Annotated in this window: 12 protein-coding genes; 6 read left to right on the top strand and 6 right to left on the bottom strand. The window is 73.8% G+C overall.

Annotated features, from left to right (window positions below):
* Positions 1-138: 138 nt before the first annotated feature.
* Positions 139-684, top strand: coding sequence for a nucleotidyltransferase domain-containing protein (locus ACZ6ZI_RS28675; protein WP_469525455.1), 546 nt, complete (start codon positions 139-141; stop codon positions 682-684).
* An 87-nt stretch (positions 685-771) separates the two neighbouring features.
* On the opposite strand, the gene ACZ6ZI_RS28680 is transcribed toward ACZ6ZI_RS28675, so the two are convergent.
* The 3 genes from ACZ6ZI_RS28680 to ACZ6ZI_RS28690 form a co-directional block, all read right to left on the bottom strand.
* On the bottom strand, positions 772-1467 hold the full coding sequence (locus ACZ6ZI_RS28680) for a GAP family protein (protein ID WP_469525458.1): 696 nt from the start codon (positions 1465-1467) through the stop codon (positions 772-774).
* 27 nt (positions 1468-1494) lie between these two features.
* The gene (locus tag ACZ6ZI_RS28685) at positions 1495-3357 is read right to left on the bottom strand and encodes a glycoside hydrolase family 15 protein (RefSeq protein WP_469525461.1); all 1863 of its coding nucleotides are present in this window, start codon (positions 3355-3357) and stop codon (positions 1495-1497) included.
* A 79-nt stretch (positions 3358-3436) separates the two neighbouring features.
* Positions 3437-4270, bottom strand: coding sequence for a class II glutamine amidotransferase (locus tag ACZ6ZI_RS28690; protein WP_469525462.1), 834 nt, complete (start codon positions 4268-4270; stop codon positions 3437-3439).
* Between the two features lie 209 nt (positions 4271-4479).
* Here ACZ6ZI_RS28690 and ACZ6ZI_RS28695 point away from each other — a divergent pair, with 209 nt between their 5' ends.
* Both ACZ6ZI_RS28695 and ACZ6ZI_RS28700 read left to right on the top strand, forming a co-directional pair.
* Positions 4480-4653, top strand: coding sequence for a hypothetical protein (locus tag ACZ6ZI_RS28695; protein WP_469525463.1), 174 nt, complete (start codon positions 4480-4482; stop codon positions 4651-4653).
* A gap of 167 nt (positions 4654-4820) precedes the next feature.
* Positions 4821-6353: a DHA2 family efflux MFS transporter permease subunit gene (locus tag ACZ6ZI_RS28700; protein ID WP_469525466.1), complete on the top strand. Its 1533-nt coding sequence runs from the start codon at positions 4821-4823 to the stop codon at positions 6351-6353.
* Between the two features lie 60 nt (positions 6354-6413).
* Here ACZ6ZI_RS28700 and ACZ6ZI_RS28705 read toward each other — a convergent pair whose 3' ends face one another.
* Entirely contained in the window at positions 6414-7574 is a 1161-nt protein-coding gene (locus ACZ6ZI_RS28705) for an AI-2E family transporter (protein ID WP_469525469.1), read from the bottom strand.
* Between the two features lie 457 nt (positions 7575-8031).
* On the opposite strand from ACZ6ZI_RS28705, the gene ACZ6ZI_RS28710 reads away from it, so the two are divergent.
* The gene (locus ACZ6ZI_RS28710; protein WP_469525470.1) at positions 8032-8436 is read left to right on the top strand and encodes a PPOX class F420-dependent oxidoreductase; all 405 of its coding nucleotides are present in this window, start codon (positions 8032-8034) and stop codon (positions 8434-8436) included.
* A 169-nt stretch (positions 8437-8605) separates the two neighbouring features.
* On the opposite strand, the gene ACZ6ZI_RS28715 is transcribed toward ACZ6ZI_RS28710, so the two are convergent.
* Together ACZ6ZI_RS28715 and ACZ6ZI_RS28720 are read right to left on the bottom strand one after the other, a co-directional pair.
* Positions 8606-9199, bottom strand: coding sequence for a hypothetical protein (locus ACZ6ZI_RS28715; protein ID WP_469525472.1), 594 nt, complete (start codon positions 9197-9199; stop codon positions 8606-8608).
* 239 nt (positions 9200-9438) lie between these two features.
* Positions 9439-10200: an AraC family transcriptional regulator gene (locus ACZ6ZI_RS28720; protein WP_469525475.1), complete on the bottom strand. Its 762-nt coding sequence runs from the start codon at positions 10198-10200 to the stop codon at positions 9439-9441.
* An 82-nt stretch (positions 10201-10282) separates the two neighbouring features.
* Here ACZ6ZI_RS28720 and ACZ6ZI_RS28725 point away from each other — a divergent pair, with 82 nt between their 5' ends.
* Both ACZ6ZI_RS28725 and ACZ6ZI_RS28730 read left to right on the top strand, forming a co-directional pair.
* The gene (locus tag ACZ6ZI_RS28725; protein ID WP_469525477.1) at positions 10283-11089 is read left to right on the top strand and encodes a TSUP family transporter; all 807 of its coding nucleotides are present in this window, start codon (positions 10283-10285) and stop codon (positions 11087-11089) included.
* A gap of 177 nt (positions 11090-11266) precedes the next feature.
* Positions 11267-12556 carry an APC family permease gene (locus ACZ6ZI_RS28730; RefSeq protein ID WP_469525478.1) on the top strand — a complete coding sequence of 430 codons (1290 nt, stop codon included), beginning with the start codon at positions 11267-11269 and terminating at the stop codon, positions 12554-12556.
* Positions 12557-12777 lie beyond the last annotated feature (221 nt).

Raw genomic sequence — 12777 nt, forward strand, 5'->3', positions numbered from 1 at the left:
TCCTCTGTCCTCTGGTGCCACGGGTGTCGCTCCGAGCGCCCTGTGCGCCGGAGCAAGCCCACTGTGCCGCCGAGGAAGCACGCGGGGCATCAGTCATTCGACTGCTCCCTCGACCGGCGTCGCGTAGCCTGCCTCGCCGTGGACACAGAACGCGCCGACCGACAACTGCGCCTGATCGCCGAGACCCTGGGCATCGCCGAGGCGCTGGGGGTTCCCCTGTGGCTCCGCGGCGGGTGGGCCATGGACTTCTTCCTCGGCGAGGTCACGCGCGACCACGAGGACATCGACTGGTTCGCCCGGTCGCACGACGCCGAGGCCTTGGCCAAGGCCCTCCCGGACCACGGCTGGCGACCGGTGCCGGGACCGCCGCCCGACCTACAACTCGACTTCGCCAAGGAGGGGCTCGACAGCAGCTTCACCCTCCTGGACCGGGACGCGGCCGGCCGCGTGGTGGTCGCCGGGGGCCCGTGGGCCGGCGCGCCCTGGCCCGAGGGCATGCTCGATGCCGCCGGGCCCGGCCGCATCGGCGGACTGTGCTGCGCGATCGTCGCTCCGCGGGCCCAGATCGAGATCAAGCGGATGATGCCCGTCTGGGACCCCTCCCGACCCCGACGCGCCAAGGACGCCGAGGACATCACCCGACTGGAGGCGGCCCTCGGCGCGCCGGGGCACGGTTCGGGCTGAGGGCTGAGGGCTGAGGGCTGAGGGCTGAGGGCTGAGGGCTGAGGGCTGAGGGCTGAGGGCTGAGGGCGGGGTCGCGCGGCGGAGGGGTCAGCCGGTCAGTTGGTACAGGCTCCTGCCGACGAGCCACAGCCCCAGCAGGAGGCAGACGAGGATGATCGCCGGCTCCTTGTGGCCCTCCAGCCACGCGCGCAGGCGCAGCAGCGAGCGCTGCGCCCGCTCGGGCGAGAGCACCATGTACAGCTCCATGGCCAACAGGGTGGAGGTGGCCAGGAGGCAGAAGCCCATGAGGGACAGGAACGAGGCGGCGTGCGAGAGGTCCGCCCGAACGACGGTCGCCGCCGCCGCGCCGACCATCCCCCACGGTTGCAGGAGCACGGCGAGGACCGCCGCCGACCAGGCGCTGATGTCGTCCGTCCGGGAGCGCCGGGAGCGCTTGCGCACGGCGGACCCCGTGGCGCCGGACGCCGTGGCGGCGGACGCCGCGGCGGGGGAGGCGTGCCGGCCGCGGCGGCGCCTGTACTCGCCGTAGGCGACCAGGCAGACACCGATGACCAGGGTGGCCGAGAGCGCCGCGACGGACGGCGGGGAGCGGGGCGGCGGTGGTTGCCCGTCGGTGAGGAGCAGGACGACCGCCATCACGGCCACGAGGCACGCCAGCCAGGCGAGGACGAACGCCAGGCCCTTGCGGGCCCCGTGGGGCGAGGAGACGACCAGGACGAAGGCCATGACGGGCAGCGGGAACAGCGTGACCGCCAGGCCGATGAGCAGGAGGTCGAGCACCATGGCGCGCACTCCCTCGAAGGGCAGCCGTCAGGTGGCGCCCGCGGCCCCGTCGAGTTCGGTGTCGAGGGCGAGCGCCGCAGTGATCAGGGCAAGGTGGGTGAAGGCCTGGGGGAAGTTGCCGAGCTGTTCGCCGGTCAGGCCGATCTCCTCGGCGAACAGCCCCACGTGGTTGGCGTACGTGAGCATCTTGTCGAAGGCGTAGCGGGCCTGGTGGCGACGTCCGGCCCGGGCGAGGGCGTACACGTACAGGAACGTGCACAGCGAGAAGGTGCCCTCGGAGCCCCGCAGACCGTCGGGGGAGGCCGCCGGATCGTAGCGGTGGACGAGGCTGTCGGACACGAGGTCGCACTCCATGGCGTCGAGGGTGGACAGCCAGCGCGGGTCCTTGGGCGCGAGGAAGCCGACCAGGGGCATGAGCAGCAGGGAGGCGTCCAGCACCTCGCTGTCGTACTCCTGGACGAACGCCCGGCGTTCCGCGCTCCAGCCGAGGTCCATCACCTGTTCGAGGATCGCGTTCCGCGTGGCGGTCCAACGGGGGAGGTCGCCGGGCCGGGCGGTGGCCGTGGCCTGGCGGATCCCCCGGTCCAGGGCGACCCAGCACATGAGTCGGCTGTAGGTGAAGTCCTTGCGCCCGCCGCGGGTCTCCCAGATGCCCTCGTCGGGGCGGTCCCAGTGCTCGCACAACCAGTCCAGCAGGGCGGCGCAGTGCCGCCAGTCGTCGAAGCCCACCAGGTCGCCGACCCGGCCGACCTGGGAGAGCCCGTAGACGGCCTCCCCGTAGATGTCCATCTGGAGCTGGTCCGCCGCGCCGTTGCCCACGCGCACCGGGGCGGATCCCCGCCAGCCCTCCAGGTGGTCGAGCACCTCCTCGTCCAGGTACGGGTCCCCGTCGACCCGGTACATGATCTGCAGGGGTTCGCCGTTCGGGGCCGCGCCGTCCCTCAGCCGCCGGATCAGCCAGTCGCGGAAGGCGTGCGCCTCCTCGGTGAAGCCGAGGTCGCGCATGGCGCGCACGGCGAGGGAGGCGTCACGGATCCAGGTGTAGCGGTAGTCCCAGTTGCGCTCGCCGCCCTCCTGCTCGGGCAGGCCCGCGGTGGCGGCGGCGATGGGCGCGCCGGTCGGGGCGTAGGTCATGAGCTTGAGGGTGATCGCCGAGCGGTTGACCATCTCCCGCCAGCGTCCCCGGTAGGTGCAGCGGGCGATCCAGCCGTACCAGTACGCGCGCACGGCGTCGAAGGCCCGCAGTACGTCGTCCGCGCTCACGGGCGGTGGGTCCTCGCCGTCCGCGTCGCAGACGGTCAGCACGACGGCCGCGCGTCCGCCCTCGGCCAGGGTGACCTCCGCCCGTACGTCCGTCCCGTCGGCCTCGAGGACGACGGGGCCCAGGGCCTGGAGGTGCGCGGTGACGCCGGGGCCCTCGAAGCGGGCGGAGGTACCGTCGCAGCCGAGTTCGTGCGGCGCCCGGCCGTAGTCGAAGCGCGGCCGGCACTCCAGGACCAGGCGCGCGGTGCCGCGCACCACCCGCATGACGCGTACCAGCACGTGCCGGTCGGTGGCGGTGTGCGGGGAGTCGACGGGCATGAAGTCGATGACCTCGCAGACGCCCTCCGGGGTCAGGGAACGGGTGATCAGCACCGCGGTGTCGGCCAGGTAGAGCTGGCGGGTGACGACGTCGCGGGGGTGCCCGCCCCCGCCCCGATCGGCGCTCGCGGTGTCCGCGGTGATGGCGAACCAGCCGCCGCGGTCGGCGTCGAGCAGGCTCGCGAAGATGCTGGGGGAGTCGAAGCGCGGTGAACAGAACCAGTCGACGACCCCCTCGGACGAGACGAGGGCGCAGGTCTGGAGGTCCCCGATCAGACCGTGCTCGGCGATGGGAGGGTAGCGGCGCATCGGCTCTCCACCGGGAGGTCGGGGAATCCGCCGCCCGGCCGGGCGGCGGGCGGGGGACGTCGCGGTCCCGGGCCGGCCCTCACGGGGCGACCGGCGCGAAGGGGAACAGCTCGTCGGCACCCGACTGCACGACGCCGTAACTGCTCTCCGGTACCTCGTGCCACGCCCCGGGCAGATCACCGAGGGGTTCGGACACGATGAGGCGGGTCTCCTCGCCGATGTCGCGCAGGAACGCCACGTCGGGGTGCAGCCGGCGCAGGGTGTCCACCCGACTGCTGTAGAACAACGACCGGGACGCCCGCGCGCTGGAGTAGCGGAAGGCCCAGACGCGTTCGCCGTCGGTGAGGGCGAGCGTCATCTGGAGCGGGAGTTCCACCCCGTGCTCGTGCCCGACGCGCTCCACCACTCCCGCCATCCGGGCCACGGCGGCCGGCGGGTCCGCGTCCAGGCCGAAGGTGAGGGCCAGGTGGAACATGACCTCGGAGTCGGTCGTCCCCTCGATGTGCGGGTACAGCGCCGGGTCGACGAGCAGGGTGAGGTCCCGGCGCATCAGGTGGAAGTCGGCGATGGCGCCGTTGTGCATGAACATCCAGCGGCCGTGCCGGAAGGGGTGGCAGTTCGACTGTTGCACCGCGGTGCCGGTCGAGGCGCGGATGTGGGCGAAGAACAGGTGCGAGCGGACGTGGTCGGCCATCTCCCGCAGGTTGCGGTTGTTCCAGGCCGGGCCGACGTCCCGCAGGAGCGCCGGCGTGGGGTTGTCGTCCGAGTACCAGCCGACGCCGAACCCGTCGCCGTTCGTGGTCTCCACGCCGAGCTTGGAGTGCAGGCTCTGGTCGATCAGGGAGTGGGCGGGTCGGTAGAGGATGGTGTCGAGCAGCAGGGGTGTCCCCGAGTAGGCGAGCCATCGGCACATCTGCGATCACCTGGGTCCTTTGCGCGTCCAGGGAGGGAGGCGCGCCCCCGGCGTGCCCCGCGCACCGCCGCACCCGCCGCTCCGGGCGGGCCGGGGTGGTCCGGGCGGGCGCCTCGTGAGGGCGGGCGGCCCCGTCACCCGTACGGACCCATCCCATTCTCGGCCGCCCCTCGGGGCCGCGCCACACGGAGCCCGCCGAGGCGGGCCCCGTGGCTCAACGGTCGTTCTCCACCGGCCGCCCCTCGACGCGGTCCGCCAACCACCCGACGGTCGCCGGGGCGGCCTTCGGTCTCGGCACCGGGTACGTCTCCCGGCAGGCCGAAACCGAAAGCCGGGCCGCCCTCCAGGCCGTCCGCGCGCTGCCGCACTCCGTCCTGCGCTGACGGCTCGCCCGCGAGCCCTTCCCCGCCGGGCGCGGAGCGGCAAAATGGTTTGAGCCCGGGCGGCGGCACCGACAGGATCGGGGGGATACCGATGAGTTCTTCCCGGCGCCGAGGTCTGTCAGTGTGACCCGCCGAGCGCGGAGGACACTCACACGACGGAAGGCACCATGCCCGCACCACAGGCAACACCCACACCCGCCCCCACCACCTCACCCGCCCGCGTCACCGCCGTGCTGCGGATCCTCGTGCTGTCCACGTTCGTCGTCCTCCTCAACGAGACGATCATGGTCAACGCGATCCCCCGGCTCATGCGCGAGTTCGAGGTCACCGCCGCCGCCGCGGGATGGCTGTCCACGGCCTTCATGCTCACCATGGCCGTGGTCATCCCCGTGACGGGATGGTTCCTCCAGCGCGTGACGACCCGGACCGCCTTCAGCCTGGCCATGGCCCTGTTCCTGGCCGGCACGACCCTGGCGGCCGTCGCGCCCGCCTTCCCCGTGCTGCTGGTCGCCCGCGTCGTCCAGGCCGGCGGCACCGCCGTCATGGTGCCCCTGCTCATGACCACGCTGATGACCCTCGTGCCCCCGCAGGACCGCGGCCGCGTCATGGGCAACATCACCCTCGTCATCTCCGTCGCGCCCGCCCTCGGCCCCGCGGTCTCCGGCGTGCTGCTCCAGCTGGGCACGTGGCGCCTGCTGTTCCTGGCCGTGCTGCCCATCGCCGCGGCCATGGCCATATTCGGGCGGCGCAAACTGGTCAACGTCGGCGAACCGCAGGCCGCCCCCATCGACTGGCTGTCCGTACCCCTCGCCGCCCTGGGCTTCGGAGCCCTCGTCTACGGTCTGAGCGGCCTCGGCGCCGGCGAGGCGGACCGGGCCCCCGTCCCCCCGGAGATCACGACCCCGGTCGGCGCCCTGCTGGTGGGCCTGTTCGTCTGGCGACAGCTGGCACTGCAGCGCTCGTCCACCCCGCTGCTGGACCTGCGCACCCTGACGTTCCGGCACTTCTCCGTCGCGCTGGGCCTGATGTGCCTGTCCTTCATGGCCCTCATGGGCGCCTTCATCGTGCTGCCGATCTACCTCCAGGAGGTGTGCGGCCTCACCTCGCTCCAGACCGGCCTGCTCCTCATCCCCGGTGGGCTGACCATGGGCCTGCTCGGACCGCAGGTCGGCAAGCTCTACGACCGGATCGGCGCACCGCGCCTGGTCGTGCCGGGCGCCGTCCTGACGGCCCTGTGCCTCGGCCTGTTCGCCCTCACGGGCGAGGAGACCTCCCCGTGGCTGGTACTCGCCCTCCACGTGGCGCTCAGCGCCGGCATGGCGTTCGTCTTCACGCCCGTCTTCACCTCGGGCCTGGCGGTCCTGCCGCCGCACCTCTACCCGCACGGCTCCGCCATCCTGGGCTCGCTCCAGCAGGTCGCGGCCGCCGCCGGCACCGCCCTGGTCATCAGCGTCATGACGGGCCGCGCCGCCACGGCGGCGGCCGACGGGGCCGACGCCACCGCCGCCCTGGCCTCCGGCATCCGGTGGGGGTTCGGCGTCGGATCCGTGCTCGCGGTCCTGGCCGTGCTGGTGGCCCTGCTGGTCCGTACCCCGCCGGTGCCGCAGCAGCCCGCCGCACCGCAGGACCGGGACGACGAGGCCGCCCCGCGGGACGACGAGGCCGCCACGACCGACAAGAGCGCCCACACGTCCACGTGACGTCCCTGCCGCCCGCCGCTCCCGCACCTCGGCGGGGTCGGCGGGCGGTCCGCCGCCCGGTCAGGACAGGGCCGGTACCGGGGCGAGGTCGTCGGCCGGGCCTTCGGGGCCGTCCGGATCGGCGGGGCCGTCGGCGCCCTCGGCGGTCGGGTCCGGGCTCTCCTCGGCGAGCTGTTCGCGCAGGTAGTTCCAGAACACCGCGATGATCGCGGCCAGCGGGACGGCGAGCAGACTGCCCACGATCCCGGCCAGGCTGCCGCCCAGGGTCACCGCCAGCAGGACGACGGCCGCGTGCAGACCGAGTCCACGGCTCTGGATCATGGGCTGGAAGACGTTCCCCTCCAACTGCTGCACCACGACGATGATCGCCAGGACGATCAGCGCGTCCGTCAGGCCGTTCGACACGAGCGCGATCAGCACCGCGACCAGACCGGCGAACAGCGCGCCCACGATCGGCACGAACGCCGAGACGAAGGTCAGCACCGCCAGGGGGAGCACCAGGGGGACGTCCAGGAACCACAGACCCAGGCCGATGAGCACGGCGTCGAGCAGCCCGACGAAGGCCTGACTGCGCACGAAGGCGCTCAGGGTGTCCCAGCTGCGCTCCGCCACGATCGGGACGTCGATGGCGAACCGTCCGGGCAGCTGCCGGGCGAGCCACGGCACGAACCGGGGGCCGTCCTTCAGGAAGAAGAACATCAGGAACAGGGCGAGGAACGCCGTGACCACGCCGTTGAACACCGTGCCCACGCCGGTCGCGACCGCGGTGACCATGCTGCCGACGCTGTCCTGCACGCGGGCCATCGCCTTGTCGAAGGCGCCCGAGATCTCGTCGGCGCCGATGTTCAGCGGCGGCCCGGCGGCCCACTCGCGCAGGCGCTGGATCCCCTCGACCACGCCCCGGGAGAGCTCTCCGGACTGGGAGGCGACCGGCACCGCGATGAGGGCCACGATCCCGGCGACCACCAGCATGAACGAGACCGTGACCACCCCCGCCGCCAGGGCCGGAGGCCAGCCGTGCCGCCGCAGGAAGCGCGTCAGCGGCCACGTCAGCGTCGTGAGCAACAGCCCGACGATCAGCGGCCAGACGACCGACCACATGTGACCGACGATCCACAGGGACACGCCGGCTATCAGCAGGACCAACAACGACTCGGCGGACACGCGGGCCGCTGTGCGCAGCGCGGCGGCGGCCTTCGTGGAACTCAACGTGGCAGACATGGGCCTCACCCTATGGACCGCCGGTCCGCGCCCGGGGCCCGCCCCCACCGTCGGGCCGCCGCTTCCGGTCCCGGCACCGACGTCCCGTCAGGCGGGGCCGGCGGGCCGGGTGTACGACGGCCGGCGGGCGGACCGCGGTCAAGGCGCGGGCCCCCCTTCATCCGGACGAGGATTCGGTGACGGGGCCGCGGCCGGCTCGACTACGGTGAAACCGGGCAGGGGGTGGAACCAGTCGGAGATCTCAGGCCCCGGCGGGTGACGGCCCCGAACCGCCACCCGCCCCCGTGGCCCCGGCGACAACGGCCGGGGCCACTCGCCCGTCGCGGGGCGCCCGCCTCGCGGGCGGGGTCCGGGCGGGTGCGGCTGGGGCTCTCGGCCGTTTCGGTGCGGCGCGGTGGCCGGTGCGGTGCGGTGCGGTAGAGATGGGGCGTTACGTCACTGTTCGGAGGGATTCCCCATGTCTGCTCACCTCAGCGAGGGCCTGAAGTCACTGCTGGACACCCCGGTGTTCGTGTCCGTCGCGACGATCCAGCCCGACGGCAGCCCGCAGGTCTCCCCGGTCTGGGTCAAGCGGGACGGCGACGACGTGCTGATCTCCACCACCGTGGGACGGCGGAAGGAGAAGAACCTGCGCCGTGACCCCCGGGTGACCGTGCTCCTCCAGCCGTTCGACGCCCCGTACACGTACGCGGAGATCCGCGGCACGGCGGAGATGACGACCGAGGGCGGACAGGAGCTGATCGACGAGCTCTCGCTCAAGTACACCGGCAAGAAGTACGCGGAGTTCAACCCCGCGTCGGACCAGGACAGCCCCCGGGTCGTCGTGCGCATCTCCGCGCGCAAGGTCGTCGGCCGGATCTGAGCCGCGCCGCATCCGCGCCGGATCCGCGCCGGGATCCGCGCCGGGATCCGCGCCGGACTGGACGGACCCGCGCCGGACCGCACCGAATCCGAGCCGCGCCGGACCCGAGCCCCGTCGGATCGGCGCGAGCGAGCGAGCGAGCGGGCGAGCGGGCGCCCGCGCCCGCCCGTCAGCCGACGACCTGGTCCCCGTCAGGTACGTCCTCCACGGTCACGAGGTCGCGGGGCTGTCCGAGCCCCTCGGCCACGGCGTCGGCGAGTCCCTCGGGGTCGGGGTGCGCGGGGTACGGCGGCTGCTCCCCGTCCCCGTAGGCCTCGATCGCCTTCACGAAGTAGCTCGGGTGCCAGGCGCCGACGGCCCCCATGACCCGCACCTCGCTCACCGGGCGGTCCCCGACGAGCCGCCCCAGCCGGGCGAGGATCTCGTCCGATCGCAGTTCGCCCGGCACGCGGAACAGACTGGCGTGGGCGCCGACGAGGCCCCCTCCCCGCAGCCGTACGGTCACCGTCAGGCAACTGGTGACGCTCGGGTAGGTGAGCACGCCGCCGGGCGCCACCTCCCGCACCTGCCCTTCCGTGACGGTCGCCCTGTCGCCGTTCGCCCTGTCGTGGGCGGCCCGGGCGCCGGCCGCCGGGGCGCCGGCCGCGTGCGCCGCCGCACGGTCGGGCCCGCGGTCGGCGGCCGCCGCGGCGGGTGAGGCGACGGCCGCGCCGCCCGCGAGGGCGACGGCGAGGACGGCGATGGCGCGCTTGAGTTCGATCACAACCCCGAATTGTCCGTCATGATCCCCGGGCCGGTGCATGTGCGGCAACCTCTTCCGGCCCACCTGACACTGCTGCGGCACGACATCACCCACGAAGTGTTTCCCCGGCTCGTTCCACCTGATCCTCGCCCGGACGGTCCTGATGCACCTGCCCGACCGGGAACGCGTCGTGGAACGGATGCCGGAGTGGCCGGCACCCGGCGGTGCGGGCGTCGGCGGGACGTCGGCCCGGCTTCCGCTCAGCGGCGCCTCATGGCGGACGGCGGCAGCTCGAACGCGCGCGTGAACGCGTAGGAGAAGGCCGCCGGGGAGGCGTACCCGAGCAGCGTCGCGACCTCCGTCACGGTCCGGTGGCGCAGGAGGGGGATCGAGGCCAACAGTCGGGCCCTGGAGCGCCAGGCCGCGGGGCTCGTCCCCGTCAGGAGTCGGAAGCGCCGGGTGAACATCCGTTCACTCATCGCGGCGGCGCGCGCCCAGTCGGCGTTGCCCACCGCCAGGTCCGGGGCGGCGAGGTATGCACGGCACAGCCGTGAGAACGGCTGGTCGTGCGGGAGCGGCAGGTGCAGCGGAACCTCGGACAGGCCCGCCGTCTCCAGGAGGATCAACGCGATCACGGCGCTGTCGCGCCGGTCGCCCGCGTAGTCCGGGCCCAGGTCGGCGGCGGCCGACAGCAGTTCCCGCAGCAACGGCGGGACCTCCACGACCCGGCAGGCGGCGGGCCACCACGGGACGGCCGAAGGCTCGACGTAGAGGCTGGAGGTCCGGGTGTCGAGCATCCGCACGCGGTGGAGGGTTCGGGGCGGGATGAGCACCGCGCGCTCGCCCGGGACGGTCCACGCCCCGTCGTCGGCCTCCACGAGCATCGTGCCGGTCGCGGCATACAGGAACTGCGCCCGGCGGTGCTCGTGCCAGTCGAGGAGGGTGTCCGGCGGGTAGTCGGTGGCGATCGGCAACACCTCCGCGGGGAGGTGGTCGACACGCGCGAGGGGCACGTTGCGCATGGGACGAGCCTATGGCCGGAACTCGAAAGGTCCCGCCCCACCCTCGATCGTCGGCGCACGACTTCTCGACTGGACTGACTCCATGAGTGTTTTCGTTCTTGTCGCCGTCGGCGCCCTGACCGGCGTGACCACCGTGCTGTTCGGCTTCGGAGGCGGATTCGTCACCGTCCCCGTCATCGTCTGGGCGAACGCCGCCGCGGGGCCGGCCGCGGCGACCGTCGCGGTGGCGACCTCGTCGGTGGTCATGGTCGTCGCCGCGGTGGTGGCCACCGCGACCACCCCCCGGCCCGTGCTGCGCCGGCTGCGGGGCGCGGCCCCGTTGTCGCTCCTGCTCGGGGTCGGGGGATGCGTCGGCGCGGTCGTCGCGGGCCACGCTCCGGCCTCGCTGATCCACTGGGGGTTCGTGGCCTACCTGGCGATCACCGTCGTCGACGCGCTCGCCCGTCCCGGGTTCCTGCGTCCGGTCTCCGCCGCCCGGGGCGCCTCAGCGGAGGGCGGGTTCGCGGTGCCCGCCGCGTCCGGCGTGCCCATCGGCGCGGTGGCCTCGTTCCTGGGCGTCGGAGGGAGCGTCATGACCGTACCGCTGTTGCGGCGATCGGGGCTCCCGATGGGCACCGCGGCGGCCCTGGCCAACCCGCTCACCGCCTGCGTGAGCGCCCCGGCGTGCGTGGTCTTCCTCATCGCCGCCCCCGAGGCGCACCCCCGCGCCGCGCTGCTCGCCGTCGGATCCGTCGACCTCGGCGCCGCCGTCCTCCTGCTCCTCGGCGCCCTCCCGGTCGTGGTCCTCCTGCGCCGAAGGCCCCCGCGCGTCGCGGACCGCCTGCACGCCGGGGGATACGTCGCCCTGCTGTGCCTGGTGCTCGCCGCCATGCTGCTCCGAACCCCGTGAGGGGGCCGTCACGTGTCCACGCGCGCACGCGTGTTCACGTCCGTGCCCTATCGTGTGCGCGCCGATCGACGGCCGGGCGTCGCACCGGCCGGCGCGACGGCGACCGTGTCCCCGCTCCCGTTCCCGTTCCCATTCCCGTTCCCCGCTCCAGTCCACGACCGTCGAGGAGCCACCGGCTTGAGTCACGTTCCCGCCACCCCCGCGTCCGGTGCCCCGGACGAGCTCCGACGGCGCCTCGGGGTGACCGACGCGGTGATGATCGGCCTGGGGGCGATGCTCGGCGCCGGGATCTTCGCCTCCCTGGCCCCGGCCGCGCGCGCCGCCGGTTCCGGGCTGCTGATCGGCCTCGGCTGCGCCGCCGTCGTGGCCTACTGCAACGCGACCTCCTCCGCGCGACTCGCCGCCCTCCACCCGGAGTCCGGCGGCACCTACGTCTACGGGCGCGAGCGACTGGGCGCGTTCTGGGGCCACCTGGCCGGCTGGGCCTTCGTGGTGGGCAAGACGGCCTCGTGCGCGGCCATGGCCCTGACCGTCGGCTCCTACCTGTGGCCGGACCGGTCCCATGCCGTCGCCGTCGCCGCCGTGGTGGCACTGACCGCGATCGACTACACCGGCGTACGGAAATCGGCCCTGGTGACCCGAGTCGGCGTCGTCATCGTCCTGACGGTGCTCGCCGCCGTCGTCGCGGCCTCCCTGACCTCGGACGTCGTGGACGCGGCCCACCTCGACGTCGGGGGCGACGCCACACCTGCCGGGATCCTCCAGGCCGCCGGGCTGTTGTTCTTCGCCTTCGCCGGCTACGCACGCGTCGCCACCCTGGGAGAGGAGGTCCGGGACCCGGCGCGCACCATCCCGCGCGCCGTCCCCATCGCCCTCGGGATCGTCCTCGTCGTCTACGCCGCCGTCGCGGTGGCCGTGCTCCTCGTCCTCGGCCCCGCCGCCCTCGCGGCGTCGGACGCCCCGCTCACCGACGCCGTCCGGGCCGCCGGCGCCGACCCGCTCGTGCCCGCCGTACGCGTCGGCGCAGCGGTCGCCGCCCTCGGCTCCCTGCTCGCGCTCATCCTCGGGGTATCACGGACCACCCTCGCCATGGCGCGCGACCGTCACCTGCCCCACGCCCTGGCCGCCGTACACCCGAGGTTCAAGGTTCCCCACCGGGCCGAACTCCTCGTCGGCGCGGTCGTCGCCGTCGGCGCCGCGACGGTGGACGTGCGCGCGGCGATCGGCTTCTCCTCGTTCGGCGTCCTCGTCTACTACGCCATCGCCAACGCCTCCGCGTGGACGCTGACCCGGTCCGAGGGCCGGCCGCCCCGGATCGTCCCGGCGCTCGGTCTGGCCGGCTGCCTCGCGCTGGCCTTCGCCCTCCCCGTCGCCTCCGTCGTCACCGGCGCTGCGGTACTGGCCGTCGGGGCGGCCGCGTACGGGCTGCGCCGCGCGTCGGCAGGTGCCGCGGACGGCGGTGCGTAGGCGCCGGAGGACGTACGCCGAAGCCGCCGCCCCCTCGGGAAGGTGGCCACCCGCCCGTCGGCCCTGACGGGACGCCCCCTCTCGGGGCGGGGGTCCACCGACGGGGTCCACCGACCGGTGGACACGGGGGTCAATCCGTAGGACGTCATGGGGGGAAGCCCGCCGCAAGCACGCCGGGGCCTCGGCCGTGGACGTCGTGCTCCGCTCCCACCCCTGCTGGT

The organism is Streptomyces sp. NPDC103540, from assembly GCF_055584445.1.

Excerpts from the sequence above, each read along its gene's own strand:
- ACZ6ZI_RS28705 (WP_469525469.1), bottom strand. The coding sequence starts at position 7,574 with ATGTCTGCCACGTTGAGTTCCACGAAGGCCGCCGCCGCGCTGCGCACA.
- ACZ6ZI_RS28710 (WP_469525470.1), top strand. The coding sequence starts at position 8,032 with ATGTCTGCTCACCTCAGCGAGGGCCTGAAGTCACTGCTGGACACCCCG.
- ACZ6ZI_RS28685 (WP_469525461.1), bottom strand. The coding sequence starts at position 3,357 with ATGCGCCGCTACCCTCCCATCGCCGAGCACGGTCTGATCGGGGACCTC.
- ACZ6ZI_RS28680 (WP_469525458.1), bottom strand. The coding sequence starts at position 1,467 with ATGGTGCTCGACCTCCTGCTCATCGGCCTGGCGGTCACGCTGTTCCCG.
- ACZ6ZI_RS28700 (WP_469525466.1), top strand. The coding sequence starts at position 4,821 with ATGCCCGCACCACAGGCAACACCCACACCCGCCCCCACCACCTCACCC.
- ACZ6ZI_RS28725 (WP_469525477.1), top strand. The coding sequence starts at position 10,283 with ATGAGTGTTTTCGTTCTTGTCGCCGTCGGCGCCCTGACCGGCGTGACC.
- ACZ6ZI_RS28720 (WP_469525475.1), bottom strand. The coding sequence starts at position 10,200 with ATGCGCAACGTGCCCCTCGCGCGTGTCGACCACCTCCCCGCGGAGGTG.
- ACZ6ZI_RS28690 (WP_469525462.1), bottom strand. The coding sequence starts at position 4,270 with ATGTGCCGATGGCTCGCCTACTCGGGGACACCCCTGCTGCTCGACACC.